Origin of the sequence: Rhizobium sp. BK529, from assembly GCF_014194105.1 — a bacterium.
Classification (GTDB): Bacteria; Pseudomonadota; Alphaproteobacteria; order Rhizobiales; family Rhizobiaceae; genus Rhizobium.
This window is the reverse complement of record NZ_JACIAU010000003.1, coordinates 58,367-77,178: the sequence shown is the minus strand read 5'-3', so window position 1 is coordinate 77,178 and position 18,812 is coordinate 58,367. Positions and strand designations below refer to the sequence as shown.

At 59.6% G+C, this 18,812-nt stretch carries 21 protein-coding genes; 2 read left to right on the top strand and 19 right to left on the bottom strand.

Features of this window, described 5'->3' with window-relative positions:
- Positions 1 to 8: 8 nt before the first annotated feature.
- The 9 genes from FHX08_RS20320 to FHX08_RS20280 form a co-directional block, all read right to left on the bottom strand.
- Complete coding sequence (locus FHX08_RS20320) at positions 9 to 836, bottom strand: ABC transporter permease (protein ID WP_245508408.1); 828 nt, start codon at positions 834 to 836, stop codon at positions 9 to 11.
- On the bottom strand, positions 833 to 1,678 hold the full coding sequence (locus tag FHX08_RS20315; RefSeq protein ID WP_132658417.1) for an ABC transporter ATP-binding protein: 846 nt from the start codon (positions 1,676 to 1,678) through the stop codon (positions 833 to 835). The genes FHX08_RS20320 and FHX08_RS20315 overlap by 4 nt, the downstream gene beginning before the upstream one ends.
- 11 nt (positions 1,679 to 1,689) lie before the next feature.
- Positions 1,690 to 2,727 carry an ABC transporter substrate-binding protein gene (locus FHX08_RS20310; RefSeq protein ID WP_132658419.1) on the bottom strand — a complete coding sequence of 346 codons (1,038 nt, stop codon included), beginning with the start codon at positions 2,725 to 2,727 and terminating at the stop codon, positions 1,690 to 1,692.
- Between the two features lie 316 nt (positions 2,728 to 3,043).
- Entirely contained in the window at positions 3,044 to 3,481 is a 438-nt protein-coding gene (locus FHX08_RS20305) for a CBS domain-containing protein (protein ID WP_132658421.1), read from the bottom strand.
- A 338-nt stretch (positions 3,482 to 3,819) separates the two neighbouring features.
- Entirely contained in the window at positions 3,820 to 4,122 is a 303-nt protein-coding gene (locus FHX08_RS20300) for a DUF6522 family protein (protein WP_132658423.1), read from the bottom strand.
- A gap of 105 nt (positions 4,123 to 4,227) precedes the next feature.
- Positions 4,228 to 4,533, bottom strand: a complete 306-nt coding sequence (locus FHX08_RS20295; RefSeq protein WP_132658425.1) for a metal-sulfur cluster assembly factor — start codon at positions 4,531 to 4,533, stop codon at positions 4,228 to 4,230.
- A complete protein-coding gene (locus FHX08_RS20290; RefSeq protein ID WP_184327608.1) occupies positions 4,520 to 5,047 on the bottom strand; it encodes a DUF2249 domain-containing protein in 528 nt (175 codons plus the stop codon). The genes FHX08_RS20295 and FHX08_RS20290 overlap by 14 nt, the downstream gene beginning before the upstream one ends.
- Positions 5,031 to 6,407, bottom strand: coding sequence for a hypothetical protein (locus FHX08_RS20285; protein WP_132658429.1), 1,377 nt, complete (start codon positions 6,405 to 6,407; stop codon positions 5,031 to 5,033). The genes FHX08_RS20290 and FHX08_RS20285 overlap by 17 nt, the downstream gene beginning before the upstream one ends.
- Positions 6,408 to 6,422: 15 nt before the next feature.
- A complete protein-coding gene (locus tag FHX08_RS20280; protein ID WP_132658431.1) occupies positions 6,423 to 6,707 on the bottom strand; it encodes a DUF2249 domain-containing protein in 285 nt (94 codons plus the stop codon).
- Positions 6,708 to 6,964: 257 nt separating this feature from the next.
- Here FHX08_RS20280 and hemN point away from each other — a divergent pair, with 257 nt between their 5' ends.
- Complete coding sequence (gene hemN, locus FHX08_RS20275; RefSeq protein WP_132658433.1) at positions 6,965 to 8,317, top strand: oxygen-independent coproporphyrinogen III oxidase; 1,353 nt, start codon at positions 6,965 to 6,967, stop codon at positions 8,315 to 8,317.
- Between the two features lie 140 nt (positions 8,318 to 8,457).
- On the opposite strand, the gene FHX08_RS20270 is transcribed toward hemN, so the two are convergent.
- The 6 genes from FHX08_RS20270 to FHX08_RS20245 all read right to left on the bottom strand — a co-directional run bounded on the left by FHX08_RS20270 (position 8,458) and on the right by FHX08_RS20245 (position 14,050).
- The gene (locus FHX08_RS20270) at positions 8,458 to 10,344 is read right to left on the bottom strand and encodes a nitric oxide reductase activation protein NorD (protein ID WP_132658435.1); all 1,887 of its coding nucleotides are present in this window, start codon (positions 10,342 to 10,344) and stop codon (positions 8,458 to 8,460) included.
- 7 nt (positions 10,345 to 10,351) lie between these two features.
- Complete coding sequence (locus FHX08_RS20265; RefSeq protein WP_132658437.1) at positions 10,352 to 11,164, bottom strand: CbbQ/NirQ/NorQ/GpvN family protein; 813 nt, start codon at positions 11,162 to 11,164, stop codon at positions 10,352 to 10,354.
- Positions 11,165 to 11,191: 27 nt separating this feature from the next.
- A complete protein-coding gene (locus FHX08_RS20260) occupies positions 11,192 to 12,532 on the bottom strand; it encodes a cbb3-type cytochrome c oxidase subunit I (protein WP_132658439.1) in 1,341 nt (446 codons plus the stop codon).
- Positions 12,533 to 12,550: 18 nt separating this feature from the next.
- Positions 12,551 to 13,003: a c-type cytochrome gene (locus FHX08_RS20255; RefSeq protein WP_132658441.1), complete on the bottom strand. Its 453-nt coding sequence runs from the start codon at positions 13,001 to 13,003 to the stop codon at positions 12,551 to 12,553.
- Positions 13,004 to 13,229: 226 nt separating this feature from the next.
- Positions 13,230 to 13,511 (bottom strand): cytochrome C oxidase subunit IV family protein, encoded by a 282-nt coding sequence (locus FHX08_RS20250; protein ID WP_132658443.1) that lies wholly within the window; start codon positions 13,509 to 13,511, stop codon positions 13,230 to 13,232.
- Positions 13,508 to 14,050: a cytochrome c oxidase subunit 3 gene (locus FHX08_RS20245; protein ID WP_132658445.1), complete on the bottom strand. Its 543-nt coding sequence runs from the start codon at positions 14,048 to 14,050 to the stop codon at positions 13,508 to 13,510. Before FHX08_RS20245 ends, FHX08_RS20250 begins: the two co-directional genes overlap by 4 nt.
- Before the next feature lie 159 nt (positions 14,051 to 14,209).
- On the opposite strand from FHX08_RS20245, the gene FHX08_RS20240 reads away from it, so the two are divergent.
- Positions 14,210 to 14,365, top strand: a complete 156-nt coding sequence (locus FHX08_RS20240; protein WP_165911998.1) for a hypothetical protein — start codon at positions 14,210 to 14,212, stop codon at positions 14,363 to 14,365.
- 18 nt (positions 14,366 to 14,383) lie between these two features.
- Here FHX08_RS20240 and FHX08_RS20235 read toward each other — a convergent pair whose 3' ends face one another.
- The 4 genes from FHX08_RS20235 to FHX08_RS20220 form a co-directional block, all read right to left on the bottom strand.
- Positions 14,384 to 14,722 (bottom strand): hypothetical protein, encoded by a 339-nt coding sequence (locus FHX08_RS20235; protein WP_165911999.1) that lies wholly within the window; start codon positions 14,720 to 14,722, stop codon positions 14,384 to 14,386.
- Positions 14,723 to 15,257: 535 nt separating this feature from the next.
- Positions 15,258 to 15,710 carry a pseudoazurin gene (locus tag FHX08_RS20230; protein WP_132658448.1) on the bottom strand — a complete coding sequence of 151 codons (453 nt, stop codon included), beginning with the start codon at positions 15,708 to 15,710 and terminating at the stop codon, positions 15,258 to 15,260.
- 288 nt (positions 15,711 to 15,998) lie between these two features.
- Positions 15,999 to 17,924, bottom strand: coding sequence for a PAS domain-containing sensor histidine kinase (locus tag FHX08_RS20225; RefSeq protein WP_132658449.1), 1,926 nt, complete (start codon positions 17,922 to 17,924; stop codon positions 15,999 to 16,001).
- Between the two features lie 17 nt (positions 17,925 to 17,941).
- A complete protein-coding gene (locus FHX08_RS20220) occupies positions 17,942 to 18,667 on the bottom strand; it encodes a Crp/Fnr family transcriptional regulator (protein ID WP_132658450.1) in 726 nt (241 codons plus the stop codon).
- Between the last annotated feature and the right edge of the window lie 145 nt (positions 18,668 to 18,812).

Sequence of the window (18,812 nt, the reverse complement as noted above, 5' to 3'; positions counted from 1 at the left end):
CTTGGGAATTAGCGGGCGGTCTTCTTCCAGGGCACGAGCTTGCGCTCGAGCTCCGTGAGGATGACCGATATGACGAAGCCAAGGAAAGCGATCACCAACAGGCCGACATACATCTGTTCGACCGATAGTAGCTCCCAGGCATTCCAGATCATGTAGCCGAGGCCGCTCTTGGAGCCGATCATTTCGGCGATCGCAATCAGCATCAGGCCGAGACCAAGGCCGAGTTTGATACCGCTCATGATATGCGGCACCGCGCCGGGCAGGGCGATGGTCGAAAAGACTTGCCATCGGTTGGCACCGTAATTGCGCCCGACGTCGAGATAGATCTTGTTGATCTCCAGCACGCCCGTCGCCGTATTGATCAAGACCGGATAGAAGACGCCGATCGCCACCATCGCGATCTTGGAAGCCTCGCCCAGCCCGCAGATCAGCAACAGCAGCGGGAAGATGGCGCTCTTCGGCACAGGGTAGGTCGCCGAGATCAACGGATCGATCATCGCCCGGACCGGACGCGAGAGGCCGATCGCCACGCCGAGCAGGAGGGCAGGTATCCCGCCGACGAGCGTGCCCCAGAAAAGCCGCTGCAGCGTCGCCCAGGTGTTGCTCCAGAGCGAGCCGTCGGCCACGAGCGACAGGAAGCTTGCAAAGACCTTCGATGGCGCCGGGAAGAAGCGCTGGTCGATCAGCCCCGTCTGGGCGGCAATCTGCCAGATGAGCAGAAGTACAAGCGGTGATGCGATGCTGATGATCCGGTCGCGGGTGTCCCTGGCAATCAGTGGTTTTTTCGGGTGCGCGGCCTTGTTGCCGGCATCGGTCATATGAGGTGCCATGCTCATGCCTTTGTCTCCCCCAGGTCACGCGAACGGGCGCGCTGTACTTCGTCGCGAAGCTGACCCCAGATCGAGTAGACGAACTCGCCATAGGCCGGTCGTGAGCGCAATTCGAGAACGGAGCGCGGGCGTTCGAACGGAACGTCCACGATCTCCTTGGCGCGACCCGGTTGGGCCGACATGACCATCACCCGGTCGCCGAGGGTGACGGCCTCGTCGACACTGTGGGTGATGAAAAGGACTGTCTTGCGGGTCTCTTCCCAAATGCGCAGCAGCTCCTCTTGCAGAAGGAGCTTGTTCTGCTCGTCAAGCGCGGAAAATGGCTCGTCCATCAGCAGAATATCCGGGTCGTTGGCAAAGGCGCGGGCGATCGAAACGCGCTGGCGCATGCCGCCGGACAGCTGGTGCGGATAGGCTTGCGCAAAGCGCGTCAGGCCTGTCCGGTCCAGATAGTGGCCGACCACCTCCTTGATCTGTGTCTTCGGCGCATGCCGCAAGCGCAGCCCGTAGGAGGCGTTCTCCCAGACCGTCATCCACGGAAAGAGCGAGTCGCCTTGGAAGACCATCGAATTGCCGGGGCGATTCTGCGCCGGTGCACTGACTTCGACCGTTCCCGACGTCGCCGTCTCCAGATTGGCGAGAATGCGCAAAAGTGTCGTCTTGCCGCAGCCGCTTGGCCCGACGATCATGAAGAAACAGCCTTCGGCAATGTCGAGCGACACATTGTCAAGCGCTGTCATCGTGCCCGCAGGTGTTTCGAATGTCTTGGTCAGGTTCCGTAGCCTGATCTTCGCCGTCTCCTCGGATAGGTCGGTTACGCTGCGCAGATGTTGAGATGATCTTGCCATGGTGCAATCTCCTATTTCTGCGGCTGGTATGGGCCGAGTTTCTTGACCGCGTCTTCGGCAAAACTCGTATCCACGACCTTGTCGAGCGAAACTTCGCCTTCCATCAGCCCTTCGGATTTGAAGTAGGCGAGGTCGGTCTTCAGGCTCTCGACATTCAGCTTTCCATCCGGATTGGTGCCTTGCGGAACGATGGTGCGGAAAGTTTCCGGATCCTTGACAGAGGTATATTCCGTCAGGATCGACACGACCTCGTTTGCATTCGGCCCGGCAAGCTTGCCGTTCGAAAGGGCGTTGTTGTAGTCGCGTGCCGCCCGGATATAGGCGCGCATGAATGCTTCCGCGACGTCGTGATGCTGCTCTGCAAAGGTGTTGGAGTAAAGAACGACGGCGAGCTGGTGATTGGGATAAATCTCGTCGTCACCCATGAAACGGACTGCCGCACCTCGGCGCACGGCCTCGGTCGCCGACGGTTCTGTCGTCAAGGCGGCATCTACCGCCTTGTTTTCGAGTGCGAGCACATGCTGCGGGAAGCCCAGATAGAGGCGTTCGACGTCCGCCGGCTTGAGACCCGCCTTCTTCAGCGCTTCGTTCATGGTCGATGTCGAGGCGCTGCCGTTGGCGCTGCCGGCGACTTTGAGCCCCTTCAAATCGGCTAGGGTCTTGAACTTTCCGCTGTCGATCAAATCCTTGCGGATGAGCAGGGGCTGATAGCCGTAGCCGGGGGGCGTTGATCCCTTATCGGCGACGATCTTGATGCCGATCCCGCGTGCGACCGCATTGTAAAGTCCCGCCGAGGGCGAGCCGCCGGCGACGTCCAACTGGCCGGCTCCGAGCGGAGCCACCATCTTCGCGCCGGAATCGAACGGCACGAACTTCGCGTCGATGCCTTCCTCGCGAAAATATCCTTTCTTGTCGGCAATGAAGAACGCGACGTCACTGCTGGAATTGGCGATGCCGACATTGACGGTCACCAGATCGGCAGCGCTGGCCTCAAGACAGCCGAATAGCAACGACGCTGCGACCGCAGCGCTCAAGATGAGCCTGTTCATGACTTCCTCCCTGGTGAATCAAGACAGCGAGTCCGCTTTCGACGCGGATCGCATGTTCCTCCATACAGAACAACGTTCCTTATAAAACCGTATAAGCGATATTAACGATTGTCAATTCGGGAGTGAGCGCTCCTGCGAAAGACCGTTGACTTCACGATGAGGGGTGATCGATGACTGTGGGCAGACTAAAAGGTGCCGGCGATCGAGGAGGGGCGCGTGTGCCCACAAAATGCTCGCGCCAAGGCTATGGCGCGAGCGAGCGAATGAGGGTGGCGGCGAACTGGCTGACAGTCTTTCTATAGAGCTGCGCTGACCGTCAGTGGGCTGTTTGCGAATGTGCGCCGCCGCGTTGCGAGATGCCGCCGAGCGCCTTGCCCGTTTCCTTGGCACTGCCCCTCATAGCGAGATCGCCAAGCGAGATGATGCCGACGAGCCGCTTTTTTCGGTTCAGCACCGGCAAGCGCCGCACCCGAAGATCGCCCATGTTATGCAGGACGTCTTCCACGTCTTCGTCCTCGAAGCAGTATTTGACATCGGTACTCATGACATCTCGTACCTTCGTCTTCGGCCCCTTGCCTTCTGCCACCCCACGGATGGCGATGTCGCGATCGGTGATCATGCCGACCAACCGGTCGTTCTCACCCACCGGGAGAACCCCTGTGTCGAGACGCCCCATCATTAAGGCGACATCCTGCAATGTATGCTCCGGATCGGTGATCTGGACGTCTGTGGTCATGCAATCGCTGATTTTCATGATAACCTCCCTCGCGCTGCCCAGGCCGCGTGGCTCGGGCCAATAGTAATCAACGCGCACCGGTCGGAAACGTTCCGCATAGGCGACGCCGCCCATCCGGATGTCGATACGCCCGAGGCGGTGGTTGCGGCCGGCGGTGTGTTGAAGGCCTGATCCGGTTCTGCCGATAAAGAGCGATGGGGCGATCTCGCCTGTCAAATTCCGGGAAGGCAGATGTAACCCCAGAATGAGGGGAGGCCGCGTCGCCAAGTGCCACTATCGGCCGCGGTCTTCCTGGCGAAAGGAGGGGGAGGTGACATTGCCGACGTCGCAAAGGCTGCAGGAGCGGCCTTTTTCATTCAGTTTCGCCCGTCTCTCGGTGTCATTCCGAAAAATCGCATTTCCTCGCTGAGCACGCCGCCGTCCTCATTGACAATCGCAATCCAGATCCGATTGCCGATGCGGACGGAAAGACGCCGTGTGCCGGCGTCGTCGCCGGTGCCGATCTCCACCCTCGAACGGACGAAACCTCGGCGCAGATGATCCATGAGAAGGTCGGGCGTAAGGCCGAAACGCTCGGCGAGCACAGTAGCGTCAATGACAGGGCCACCGTCTGTCTCGGCGCCAAACAGCCCTCTCTCATCGCCACTGTCTTCGCTCATCGGACCTTTCCATTCAAAAGGAAGCGTTGACTGACCGCCCCTATTCAACGCGCAATCTTGCATATCGAGCGACTGGTTCGCCACGCGAAAAACGTCACTGAAAAATCACGTCTTCGGCAGGCCGAAGAGCGATACCCTGTCCGGCGACCAGGCCGGCTCGTACACAAGCTCGACAACAGCTTGGCTTACGCCGGCAATCTTCTCAACGCGCTGACGTGCGGCGTCGGCAATATAGCCCGACGCCGGACAGAAGCGGGTGGTCGTAGTCATCTTGATCTTCACGACCGCGGGTTCGGCGATGTCGATCTCGTAGACGAGGCCGAGATCGACGATGCTATTTCCCATTTCGGGATCTTCTATCTCACGCAACGCATTGCGTATATCTTCCTCGGTGAGCTCAGACACCGGCATCGTCCTGGCCTCTCGCGCTCGTCCTGATCATGATCCGGTAGGTCTTGCCGGACGAATCGAAATTGCCGATCCATTCGTGACCGCGTGTCTTCAATTCATTGAACAGGAAGACGGGCTCCCGGTTGAGAAGGGCAAACAGAACCTCGCCGTCCTCCATCGTCTCCAGCCGGGAGAGAATGCGCTCCATCGGCTCGGGTGGTGGGAGATCGGTCAGGTCGAGGTTCCACACCGGATCCGGCCAGACCACTTCGGTCGCGGCGATGGCGGCCTCCGATCGCCGGATCAGTTTGTTGGGAACGAAATCGATTTCCCAATCATCATCGGCCAGTCGCTTTACGACATGCGAATAGCCGCGACGTTCGAGCTGGCGGATCAAGGGGACGGGTTCGAATATCGCGCGTAACTTCAGACCCTCATCGGGATCAAGGCTGGCGAACGTGTCCATGATGAGTTGGAATGGCATGCCGCCATCACGCAGGATCTGTCGGACGTCGAGTTCACGGAACTGAACCATTGGCGTTACCTCTGTGGTTTTTTGCGGCGACGAACAGCGCCGGCTTGTGAAATGGTGCCGTCTTGATCTGGGGGCCGACATTCGCAAGCATGCGCGCGAGCACCAGCTCAATAACAAGGGCGAGGGTCGATGCGGTTTGAACAGCCGCGGCCATGCGAAAACCGGCGTCTGACCCAAGGTAGAGCGCAATCGCGGCTGCGACCACCGCAAGATAGAAAAGGCCGAGCCAGGTCCGCGCCCGGCGGCCATTGACGAGTGAGCTGAGCTTCGGCGTCGGCCTGCGGCCAAGAAGCGGACCGAAGGCTTCGATCCAGGTGAGGAAAGGAACAATCTTCAGGAGTTGGGCGAGACCGAAACCGCTGAGCCAGCCGAAGACGAAGAGATAGGTGATCGCCGACACGCTACGTGTCTCGGCATGAAGAAACAGCGATGCTGCAAGAAGGACGACGGAGAGGCCAAGCATCGCGAAGGCCGGCAGCGATCCCAGGGTGTTGAGCTCTAGCGCCGGACGGCGCCTGGCGCGATATGTCGCATAGATCTCGAAGAGGTAGAAGGCGACGACCAGCGCAAACAGCACCGCGGCCGACAGGAAAGCGGCACGCGCCAGATCGGGTGCGAGCGCAGTGCCAATCGCTGCGGCTGACAGGAGTGCGACCGCAAGCGTGCCCCATCGGCGAATGAGCTGGGCCTTACGCATGTCGCTGGACAGCAGGAACATCGGAAGCAGCTTGTAACTGACGCCGATCGCCGCAAAGGTCATCCATCCCCCGAGGCCAAAGCTCGCATGGAACCCAACCGCATCTATGCCGTAGGCGATGAGGGCGGGTGCCTCCACCAGACCCGAGACGGTCAGCGCGAACAGGGCGCCGAAAGCTATCGTGACAAGCAGACAGCCGATACCGACGAGAACGATGGGGGAGGCGGCATGCACGCGTCTTCCCCGCCATAAGAGCGCTGACAGTGACACGGAGGACGCCGCGATCGAAAGAGAAAGTGTCACGGAAGCCGCGGTCATTATCAGCCCGGCCGCCGGGGAACCGAGGCTGATCAGGTGAAAACCCAGCATGAGAAGCGCGGGGCCGGTGAGCATGCCGGTAAAGATGATCAGATCGAAGCGGCTGGCTGGTCTGTCACTGCCTGTCAGGACGGGCGCGAACTGAAGCAACGATCCGATCATCAGAAGCAAAAGCCATCCGAGCGTCACTGCATGCACGATGGCAAGCGCTCCCGGCTCAGCGACATCATGCGATGGCGTCCAGACGCCGGCTGCCAGCAGGCACTCCGCCAGCAGCAGGTAAGACAGCGCCGCGCCGAAATACGACATCGTCCACCGCGACAGGGTCGTGCCCACGGGCATCATGGCGCGTCTCCGGCCCTAGTGGCTGCCGCAGCAGCAGTCGCAGCCCGCATCAAGACGGATGATCTCCACGCGCCAGACATCCGGTCCCTGTTCCAGATATTCCCAGGAGAATTTTCCGGGCAGGGCAGTGTCAAGCTGGTACTGCAGGGGGCGAGGCTCGTGATCGCTGGTAATGTGGAGGCTCTGGCCCGGTGTCAGCGAGTGAAGCGTGCCAAAGATCTGGGGATGGCGTTCGACGGGCGGCAGGATCCGCACGTCGATATGGGCAACCGCAGTCTGTGTGGCTGGCGCGTCTGTCATTATGGCTGTTTCCTTCTGCCGCGGGATGACTGACGACCGGACCGCGGCGCATCCTGTGTCGGGCTCGGAAGATAGTCGGGTGCAGACCGGGCAACTTTGACAGCGAACAAAGATCAGGGCGATTGTTGGTTGTACCGGGGCGCAGGCCACCGCCGTGCTTGTTGTTGGCGTCGCGCTGGCCATTGTTGATCCAGGACAAGGAAGCTGGACCTTCGTCGGCATATGAACATCGTGATGTTCTCATGAAGGAAGCTGAAATGTCCGATACCCTGGTCGCCAAATATGGCGAGGCCCGCCTGCCACGTTACACCAGTTATCCGACCGCGCCTGCGTTTTCGCCAGCCGTCGGGCCGGAGCAATATGTGCAGGGTCTTTCAGAGGTTGCAGCCTCCGGACCTGTTTCCGTCTATCTGCACGTTCCATTCTGTCGCTCCATGTGTTGGTATTGCGGCTGCCACACGACGATCACGCGCCAGGATGCGCCTGTGCTCGAATATCTCGATGTTTTGAGCCAGGAGATCGAACTCGTATCGCAGGCAGCCCGAAACAACGTTCCGGTCAAGAATGTTCATTTCGGCGGCGGCACGCCGACGATCATGAAACCGGACGAATTTTCGAGCCTGATGAACAAGCTCAAAAGCGCGTTCCAGTTCACGAGTGATTGCAGCATTGCGGTGGAGATCGATCCGCGGACGCTATCGAGCGCGATGATTTCCGCTCTTGGCGAAAACGGTGTCGACCGCGCAAGTCTCGGTGTGCAAAGTTTCGACCCAGTCGTTCAAAAAGCGATCAACCGGATACAGAGCTTCGAACAGACGCAGGCGGCCGTAACCGGGCTCAGGGGCTACGGTGTGACGAGCATCAATTTCGACCTAATCTATGGACTCCCGCATCAGACCGTCCAGTCTTGTATGGAAACGGTAAGGGCGGCGGTCGAGCTGCGGCCGGAGCGTTTCGCCGTCTTCGGATACGCCCATGTGCCGGCCTTTAAGAAACATCAGCGGTTGATCGACCAAGCGGCGCTGCCCGATGCCGCGCAGCGCAACGAGCAAGCCGAAGCGATTGCCCGGGAGCTGGAGCGCGCCGGATATGTCCGTGTCGGCCTCGACCATTTCTCATTGCCTGACGATCAGCTCGCCATCGCCTCGCTTTCCGGCAGCCTGCGGCGGAACTTCCAGGGCTACACGACCGACGAATGTGATACTCTCATCGGGCTCGGCGCTTCGGCAATCGGCCGGCTGCCTGGCGGCTATTTTCAGAACCATGTTGCGCTCGGTCGCTATGCCGAGCGGATCGCATCGGGGATCCTTGCCACAGCCAAGGGCTATGAGCTGACCGACGAGGACAAGTTTCGGGCCAGGGTGATCGAGCGTCTGATGTGCGACTTCAAGGTCGATCTCGCAAAGCTTGGCGCCGAGTCCGGATACGATATCGGCTTTCTGCTCGATCGGAACGACCGGCTGGCGAGCCTCGTATCCGATGGCGTCGTGACGCTGGAGAACGGCTGCATCACCGTCTCGAAGGAGCATCGCTTCATGGTCCGCGCCGTTGCAGCCGCCTTCGACGCCTATTTCGGTTCGTTCGGCCGAACGCATAGCAAGGCTGCCTGAACGCGGCTGCTTGCCACTTCCGACAATGGCAATGTGTCTGCTGATCACTCCTTGCGCACCTAACATGCGCAAAAACCAGGCCAGAAACTAAGCCGGCCTGGTTTTTTGCGTGCGAAAAGGGGGCTTCGTCTTTCGCGTCGCTACGTGGTCAAGCTCCGGTAAATGGTAGGCAGCGCGTTTGGCAGTCTTGAAATGTCCGACACGAGTGCAAAGCCGGATCTGCCGAAAATCGCAGGCAGATAGTCGCCGGCGCTGCGGTCGACCGTCACGGCGAACACTGCCTGTCCATTCGCGCGTGCTTCCATGACGGCCTTGCGGCTGTCTTCGAGGGCAAAGCGACCTTCGTAGTGATCGACGTCATTGGGTTTGCCGTCCGTCAGGATAAGCAGGAGTTTCTTTCTTGCGCCGTCACTTTCCAGTTGGCTGGAGACGTGCCGGATGGCCGCTCCCATGCGCGTGTAATAACCGGGCCTGAGGCTTGCGATGCGGCCGGCAGTCTTGCCCGAGAAACTTTCATCGAAATCCTTGACGGTATCGACACGAACCCAGTTGCGTCGCCTTGACGTGAAGGTCTTGATGGCAAAGCGGTCGCCGCAAGATTGCAGGCCACGGGCCAAGACGTCGAGCGCCTGCATTTCCACGTCGAGAACCCGGCGATTATCGACCCAGGAGTCGGTCGACAGGGAGACATCGACGAGGATCGAAGTCGCAAGTTCGTGGCTGGCGGGACGGGCACACTCATAAATCCGGTCGTCCGGCTGGCCGGTGGCGATGAAGTCGATGCGCGAGCGGATGGCTGCTTCGAGATCGATCTGGTCCCCATCCAATTGAGCCCGCCGCAGCTCGCGCTTCGGGCGCAGCGTCTCGAACTGGCGCCTGACCTTGCGCACGAGCGCGGCATCACTGGCGATCAGTTGGTCCACCCTGTCGGGCGAAGAGCCAATCACCACGCGGCAATGCTCGGCGAGATACTGGTTTTTCCGGAAATCCCATTCCGGATAGGTGAATTCCCCGTCTATCATCGTCGGGTCGACGGCTTCAGGCGAGAGGTCTAGGTCGAAGTGAAATTTGGACTGCGGCCGTTCGCGCGTTTCGCTGAGCGCAAGTTCCTCGAGTTCCTCGGCAGCTGACGGATCATGCTCCTCGCTGTCATCGCTCGGGCGATCGACATTGACCATCTCCGCCATGGCGAGGATCTTTTCGAAGCGATTTAGAATGAAGGGATCGCGCTTGCGGTCGCCCGCATCGCGTTTGCGTGTCGCCTCATGCGATGGCCGCGCGTGTTGGTCATCACCGGCCTGGTCGGACGGAAGGTCATCTCGCTCAAACGGGCTCATCTCGCCGCGGCCGCTGAAATCCGGCCATATCGGCAAAGGCAGCATCGGCAGATAACCGGCCGGGGCAGCGGTTATTCTCGGGCGAACGGCATCGGGAAGGGGATGATGCAAGGGAAAGGTGAGTGCCAGCCGGGCAAACTCCTCGATGCGCTGCTCCGCCTGGGGAAGCGTTCCGCGCCTGCGGCAGCCAAGCAGCGCTTGGGCGAGCCGGCCATAGCGTGCCGCCATTCCTGGAAAATTCTGTATGACTAGGGCGGAGTTTTCGCGGCCCGTTTCGATCCGCCACATGTCAGCGAGAGCCGGATCGACGGGGGATGAAACGGATGGTGCGGTCGCCACATAGGCGGCCAACCAGAAATAGAGATCCCGGTTGAGCGAACGTTCGTCGAAAAGATCGACGGCCGCCGGTAGATGGATCGCCGTCCCGTCCCAACTCGGATGATCCGACCTCTCTTCGCCGAGGCCGATCACTTGTCTCAGCCGCAGCCTGTGCATCGACGTTTTCTGCCTTGCCCTCTGGATTTGCAGGGTGGCGCCCCCGCCGAATGCCCTGAAACAGACGGCAAGCTGCGGCCTGAGTTCGGCCAGGTGAACCGCTGCGTCGTGGTGGCGCGGCCATGAACTGGTATTGCCGACGAGCCGATGCCAGGCGCGCCCCACCGTCTCTTCGAGTTCCAGAAATTCCAGCATGCTTCACCTATCCGATCGAGGCCCTGGCGACCTCGACGAGGGCAGCCTTGACGTCCGGTTCATCTGTCAGCGGCTCGATGATGGCTGCCCGCACTGCCTCGATCGCCGGCAGGCCAGCGTCGATGAGCGAGGCGCAGTAAATCAGCAGGCGGGTCGAGACGCCTTCTTCGAGATCCTGTCCTTTCAGTGTCCGCAGCCGTCGGGCAAGTTCGACCAGCGGTGCGACCTTCGCCTCGGCAAGACCGCTTTCCAGCGACACCGTGGCGATCTCCCGATCGCGCGGCAGGAAATCGAATTCGATCGAGACGAAGCGCTGGCGCGTGCTGGGCTTCAGCGCCTTCATCAGGTTTTGATATCCGGGATTATAGGAGACGACGACCATGAAGCCCGGGCCGGCCTCCAAGACTTCACCGGTCCTTTCAAGCGGAAGAATGCGCCTGTCGTCCGTCAACGGATGAAGAACCACCGTCACATCCTTGCGTGCCTCGACGATTTCATCGAGGTAGCAGATGCCGCCATCCCGGACTGCCTTTGTCAGGGGACCGTCCATCCAGACCGTCTCGCCACCCCTGAGAAGATATCGGCCCGTGAGGTCGGCGGCCGTCAAATCGTCGTGGCAGGAGACTGTCGATAAAGGCAGCCCGAGGCGGGCTGCCATATGTTGCACGAAGCGCGTCTTTCCGCAGCCTGTCGGCCCTTTGAGAAGGATCGGAAGCTGTCGGGTCCAGGCGTGTTCGAAGAGTGCGCATTCGTTCCCCTGAGGTGCGTAGTGCGGTATTTCCACATCCGGATTGAGCGGATGGTTGAAGGCTATCGTCATTGTTATTCTCCAGGAAAAGTGGCCGTCTCATTCAGCGGGCTGGACCGCCGGGTTCGATATGCGCGCCCGTCCTGGGATGAGCAGCGACCAGACGAACATCAAAGCGCTGATGAAGACGAAGATGCCGGAGCCAAGTCTCACCCAATAGAAGAGGGCGAGCTGATCCTGGACTTCCATGTACGACTGGCCGAGAACCCGCTGCAGGTGAACCTGGATGATGCCAGCGAAGGTGAGTGCGAAGGTCATGACCGACATTGCGGTGCACATGATCCAGAAACTTGCGATCGACAGCCACTGGTTATAGGGCGCGCGGCCGCGGATCTGCGGGACGGCATAGGCCATTGCTGCGAGATTGAGCATCACATAGGCACCGAAGAAGGCCAGATGTCCGTGGGCGGCAGTGACCTGCGTGCCGTGGGTGTAATAGTTGACCGATGAGAGCGTGTGCAGGAAACCCCAGACACCGGCACCAAAGAAAGCCATGACCGAGCAACCAAGCGACCAGAGGAGGGCGGCCCTGTTTTCGTGCTTGCGGCCGGCGCGCCAGGTCATGACAAAGGTGAACACGACCATGGTGAAGAAGGGCGCTACCTCAAGCGTCGAGAAAAGCGATCCAATCCACTGCCAGTAACCCGGAGCGCCGATCCAGTAATAATGATGGCCGGTGCCGAGGATCCCGGAAAACAGCGCCAGACCGATAATGACATAGAGCCACTTCTCGACCACTTCCCGGTCGATCCCGTTCAGCTTGATCATCAGGAAGGCAAGGACCGACGCCATGATCAATTCCCAGACGCCTTCGACCCACAGATGGACGACATACCACCAGTACATCTTGTCGAGCGCGAGATTGACGGGATTGTAGAAGGCGAAGAGGAAGAAGATCGCGACCCCCCACAGGCCGAAGAGCAGGATGTTGGTAATGGTCGTCTTGCGTCCCTTGAGCGCGGTCATGGTAACGTTGAAGAGGAACATCAGCGCGACGACCACGATCCCGACCTTGATCGCAAAGGGCTGTTCCAGGAATTCGCGGCCTTCATGAATATGGAAGAGATAACCCACGACGGCGACTGCCGCCGCGATCAGGAAGATCCAGAACTGCGCGATTGCGATCTTGGTGCTGTAGAGCTCGGTTTCGCATTCTTCCGGCAGCAGGAAATAGGTCGTCCCCATGAAGCCCATGAGCAGCCAGACGATCAATGCATTGGTATGGATCATGCGCACGATGTTGAAGGGCAGTTCGACGGATAGCGTGTTGGGCAGCACGTAGATGGTGCCGGCGAGCACGCCGAACAGGAGCTGTGCCATGAACAGGCCGAGCGCTCCGTAGAAATAGAGCATTGCGATGCTCTGGGTCTTATACTTCATTTCTTTACCCTCTCGCTGTCAGCCGGCCTGGTTCGGAGGCCAGTTTTGGGTGTTGGTCTTGCTGACCCATTCGAGGAAATCGGCGAGGTCATCGACCTCCTGGTCTGTAAGATTGAACTGCGGCATCTGCCGTCTGCCTTCGATGCCGGAAGGCTGTGCAGCCATCCACGCGTGAAGCGCCTCGCGGGCACTCGCCGGGTCCTTGTCCCCGCCCCAGCGGATCCAGACATTCGAGAGTTCCGGTGCGAAATAAGCGCCTTCGCCATCAAGTGTGTGGCAGTTGATGCAGGAGTTCTTTTCCCAGATGTGTTTTCCGCGGGCGACGCTTTCCGTCAGGGTGGCCTCATTGGTGGACACCGTGCGGATGTAATAGTGACTGTGGGCCGTAAGGCCCACGAATATGGCGAAGAAGAATGCCGACCCGCCGTAGAACACGTTTCGGGCCGCAGTTTTTGTCAGGCGTTCAGCCATCGATCATCCTTTCATGTCAGTGGCGATGTCGCCGCGACGTCGGAATTCGAGCCGGCGGGGCAGCTCGCTGGAACGGAATGGCGGAATTCGACCGCAAGCTCTTTGCTCATTCGCAAGCAAGACGACGAATATACGAGGCCCCTATGCGCAGTGAGGCATGCAAGCGACGGCGCAAGCCATGTGCGGCTTGCGGCCAGGCTGGGACCAATCGAGAGTAAGCCTAACGTCAAACAGACAATTGCAAGGCGGCGCGTGTGACCGCGATCAGCAGCACGAATGCTGCCCAGGACCATAAGGCTGCGGTCAAAGATGTCCCGGCTCCGCGAAGCCCGAGAAAATCCAGAACGACAAGCCGAACTTTGATGACGGCAATCGTTGCGATCGCCACAGCGACCAAAGCCGGCGGCACCCCGCTCGGCGGGGCGCGCGTCAAGATGATCATGCAGCCCGTCAGAGCAAGGAGGAGCAGCAAGGCACGCGAGCAATTCGGACGATCGGAATGTGTCATAGCAAGTAGACCACCGGAAACATGACGAGCCAGACGATGTCGATCACATGCCAGAGCGTAGTGATCAGGTGGACATTTTCGCTTGTCGGAAAGACTGCGACTAGCACGAGGATGATCGAACCGAATGCTACATGCATCAGATGAAATCCGGTGATGAGAAGATAAAGTTGCGAGAACGGATCGCCGGCAAGAAGCGAAGAACCTTCGAACACATATTCGCTACATTTCAGCCCGACAAAGACGAGCCCGCCCAGGGCCGCAACAAGCAGCATCAAGCGCCGGCGAGGAATGGCCTTTTGCTCGGCGGCCTTGGCGGCAAACCAGCCGCTTGTCAGAAGAACGACCGTATTGATGACCGGCAGGACGTGAGGAAGCCTCGCCTTGCCGGCCGCGAATATTTCCGGATGCAACACAGAAGCGATGACAAATGCCGTCAGCAGCGCCCCGAAGGCTACCAACTCGCTCCCGGCAAGAATCCATATCAGGAGATCGCCACTATCGGTATCGCGCGGCTTGTCGCTTGAGATTATCGAGGTCATGCCCCGCTGTTTATGACGGGGTTGCGTACCCGTCTTTGTGAAACCGCAAACAGCCGTACGCCCCGTTCGGATGGTCTGCTCGCCCAGCGGGAGGTCTTTGATCGATCTCAAAGAAGCGGTCGTTGCGGCTGGCTATGCTGCGCTCGTAAAGGAGACCTTATGAGCGACGCGCAAATCGGACTTTCGATCGCAACACCTGTCATCGTGATCTTCGCGATCACGCTTTACCGCATGGGTGTGCTGCAACGGACAGGTGTGCTGACGGCGGTCATCGCTGCCATCGCTATTGCCGCAAGCCTTTTCCTCCAGAGGTGAGCGATGAACGGCCCTACATCAGCGTTCGACGAACTCGAAGCCCGCTACGGTGAGCTCCTGTCCTGGTGCGCTCTCCTTGAGGCGATCGCCGATTTTCAGCCGTGTCGTGTCAATGAGCGGCTCTGCGGAACAGTCGCCGACGGGCTTGTTCCCCTGCTTCTGACCAGTCATCGGCTGGAGGAGCAAATCCTTTCGATTTGGCTGGGTACGATCATGAGCGGCGGCGAACGATCTGAGATGGAGGATCGCCTCAAGGCTGGTCGACTGGTCGATCTCGATGCGGCGCAAGATGTGGTCGAGGTGCTCCAGGCGCTGCAAGTTGGCCGCTGCCTGCTGTCCCTGGACGCCGTCAGCCACCTGCTCAGATCATTTTTCTGCGCTTTGCGTCGGCATATCGCTGCGCAGCGTCGAATCTTCAGGGGAATAGATGAGGTAACCAGGGCCGAACTCGGCGCGGCTTAATCAGGCAATGCCTATGGTCCGGTCGGCGGCTGACCGCCAGACCGCCTTCGAGATGGAAAGGTTCATCCGTCGTTGCTTGGACGTAGGCATCCGCTCAGCAATATCTGACATTGGCAGGTTTTTCGCAGCCCAAGCTACCGGCACCTCCTTAATAGGCGCCGCTTAAGGTGTTACGCAGACCTAGAGAGATGCTCCGGGCTGCGTCGAATCGAACTGCGATATCGGGATCGAACTGTGGATCTCGGCCGTGCCGTCAGGCTGCGGTGTCACTGCTAGCCCGTGTCCATGGAGATGGAGCATGCATGACGCGGTTTTGTACCGATCCGGCGAAGTTAGAAATGCCGGCTACGACGAGCAAAAATATCTGGTCATGAAATGGTGCCTGGTCTGCAGGTGGGGCGCATGGCGCCGCCACCTGTGAGGGCCAGCGTTATTGCGTGACCGGCACGATCTGCGCGAGATCGGCATCAAGGCGCTTGCGCACCATGTTCGGGAGCTTGGCGGTCTTGATGGCTTCGAGGTTGGTCGGGCTGTCGCCGACCTGGATCAGCGCCACCATACCCATGCCCGCATGCGGCGTGCATTTGACGACATAGGCGCCAGGGACGTCGAATTTGGCCTGGTATTGCTCGCTCGGCTTGGACTTGAACTCTGCAACGCCATCCGGAATAAGGCCCTTGTAGGTTTCGACGTTATGGCTTTTATCGGTGGGTACGAAGGTAACGGTGTCGCCGGGAGCGATCTTGACAAATCCCGGTTCGAAGACCATCGCGCCATCAGCACCCTTGTTCAGCATCTGGATCTGATGGTCGGCGGCCATGAGCGGCGCTGCCGATGCCATCAGAACTGCTGTGGCAGCGATCAGTCCAAATTTCAGACGCATTTCATTTCTCCTATCGTTCGGGGCCGGTCTTGGCCTCGGCTCCGGTTTTAGGACATGCATGCAACTCGCTCTTTGACGCTCGTCAAATTGGCAGTGGCAATTCTGGTGAAGGACAGCTCTCCGGTCCGGTTTCGAGGATGCTGAGGGAACAGCGCGGGGGGCCTCGACCTCATGGGCGGTCAGCGATCACGACGTCTTCCCAACTGCCGGAAGGCTGGCCCACAGAGGTTGCGGAGCTTAGGCAGGCAATCTGATGGCTGGATTTATGGAGAAGGCTCGAGAGGCCCCTCACCGGGCGTCGATGAGGGCGCGCACTTTTACAGCGAGCTCGCGCGCGGTGTAGGGTTTACGAAGCCACTGAGCGCCAGCGATGACATCATTTGCCGCCAGGGCTGGTTCGGAATATCCCGACGTGAAGAGCACGGCGAGGTCAGGCCATTCGACGCGAGCCGCCCTTGCCAACTCGTCACCTGTCATACCGCCCGGCATGACGATGTCGGTGAACAAAAGGGCGATGTCGGGATTTTCTTTAAGCAATTCAAGGGCGCGCCGTCCATTGTCGGCTTCGAGCACCGAATATCCCATCCCGGCCAATCTTGCGACAGCGACCCTGCGGACGCGGGAATCATCCTCGACCACGAGAATGCGTTCGTCGCCGCGCGGCAACGCTGCTTCGACCTTTTCACCGACAATCGCTTCGTCTCTGGCGCTGGTGCTCGAAAGCGCCGGCAGGTAAATGCGGATCGTCGTGCCGCGGCCGACCTCGCTATAGATCTGCAGATGACCGCCCGATTGTTTGACGAAGCCGTAGACCATGCTGAGGCCCAATCCGGTTCCAGAACCGACCTCCTTGGTGGTGAAGAACGGCTCGATCGCGCGCTTCTTGACCTCCTCGCTCATGCCCTCACCGGTATCGCTCATCGATACGAGGACGAAATTGCCGCTGCGGACTTCCGGGTACATTTTGGCGTAATCCGCATCGAGCCGCACGCATGAGACCTCGGTGGTCAAGGTACCGCCCTTCGGCATGGCATCGCGCGCGTTCAGAGCGATGTTGAGGATTGCGTTCTGCAATTGGGAACTATCAACCAGCACGTGGAAATCGGATCCCGACAGCACGGTCGACAATTTGATGTTTTCGCCGAGCGTCCTTCGCAGGAGGTCTGAAAAGCCGGTGACGAGCTGGCCGAGATCGGCCTGCTTCGGGTTCAGCGGCTGCCGTCTTCCGAAGGCCAGCAACTGTCCCGTGAGCTTTGCCCCGTCGGTCGCGGCGTCCTGCGCCTCCCGCAACATGTCGCGCAGCGGGCCTGCCGGAAGCTTGTCCTCGATCATCTCCAGATTGCCGCTGATCACGGTCAGCAGATTGTTGAAGTCGTGCGCCAGGCCGCCGGTAAGCTGGCCCACGGCCTCCATCTTCTGAGCCTGGCGAAGGTCTTCCTCGATCTTAAACCTGCTGGTTAGATCGCGAACGAAGCCGGTAAATATCCGTTGGCCGTTGGCTGTGGCCTCGCCGACATGCAGTTCCATCGGGAACTGGGTGCCATCAGCGCGCTGCCCGGTTACCACGCGACCATAACCTATGATCCGCTTTTCGCCTGTCTGCAGGTAATGGTCGATATATCCGTCATGGGCCGCACGATAAGGTTCGGGCATCAGCTTCTTGACGTTCTGGCCGCAGATTTCTTCAGATTTGAAGCCAAAGAGGGCCTCGGCGGCCTTGCTGAACGACATAACATACCCGTTCTGATCGATGACGACCATCGCATCGGGGACTGTATCGAGGATCGAAGACAGGTGCGCTTCGCGCGCTCGCACGGCTTCTTCGGCCTTGCGTAGGGCGCTGATGTCACTGTTTGCTTCGATGATCATGGGATCGCCGTCGGGAAGATTGACGAGCACGCAGCGGGTTGCGACGTATATGTCGTGGCCGTTCTTGTGACGATGAATGACCTCGCCCTGCCAGAAGCCCCGCGTTGTCAAATGCGAGCGTATGGCCTCCATCGGTTCAGGGAAACGCGTATCGAGCAAAGCGTATACGGTCTCGCCCACGGCTTCCTCACGGGTCCAGCCGTACATGTTCTCGCTGCCGATCGACCAATGAGTGATCGTGCCTTCGAGCCGGTGCACGATGATGTCGGCCCCGTCGAGGACATGCACCAGAGCGTCCAGTTCCTGGGGCGATACGGTGCGCGGCGAGATCAGACGGTGAGGCATAAGCATTGGTTCCGCAATCAGTGGACGCTACCCCTATGGCAGGTTCCGTCCGAAAAATCATCCACATTGCCCGACAACTGCGCGAGGCGGGCAAGATTGACGATGCGCAGATTGTGCCGTCCGCACGGGACAACGATCTTCCTCTGGGCGAGCTTGCTGATTGAGCGCGAAACGGTCTCGATGGTCAAGCCGAGGTAGTCGGCGATGTCCTGACGGCTCATTGGCACCTCGAGCAGCCCCTGACGGAGCGATTCGCGGTCACGGGTCGCAAGCTTCATGAGAAATGTGCAAAGGCGTTCTTCGGCATTTTTCCTGGACAGGAGCACCAGTTGGTCATGAGCCGACGCGGTCTCCCTGCAGAGGAGGCTGATATAGGCCGGCCGCAAAAGCTCGGAACGCTCAACCTCCTCCTGGAACTGCTTGCGCGATAGGCGGCGGATCTTGCAATCCGTCACTGCTTCGGCGGTAAACAGGAAATCGCCTTGCAGGAAGGAGCCGACGACGTCGCCGGCGAAGTGAAACGCGGTGATGACCCGACGCCCGTCGCCGATGATGCGATGAAGACGCACGACGCCTTCGGTGATCTGGAACAGATGCCGTGCAGCATCTCCCTCCCAACAAATGGCCTTTCCTGCCTCGACCGTTTCGGTCGCCGACATCTGGAAAAGCGGCGACAGCGAATTACCCTGAACTGCCTTTGTACCAACGACGTTCTCAAATGCCTGATGGCCCTGCATCAACATCTCAATGATCCCCGTGCCCTGATTGCGTGATCGAATGGGGGCAATAGAAAGCCGTTTGGTCACAGCGGAATGAGCGGACGGTGCCAAAGGGTAAGACTTTGTAACAGTCTGTAACAACGGCCAAAGCTGCGCCCTCGTTGACCTG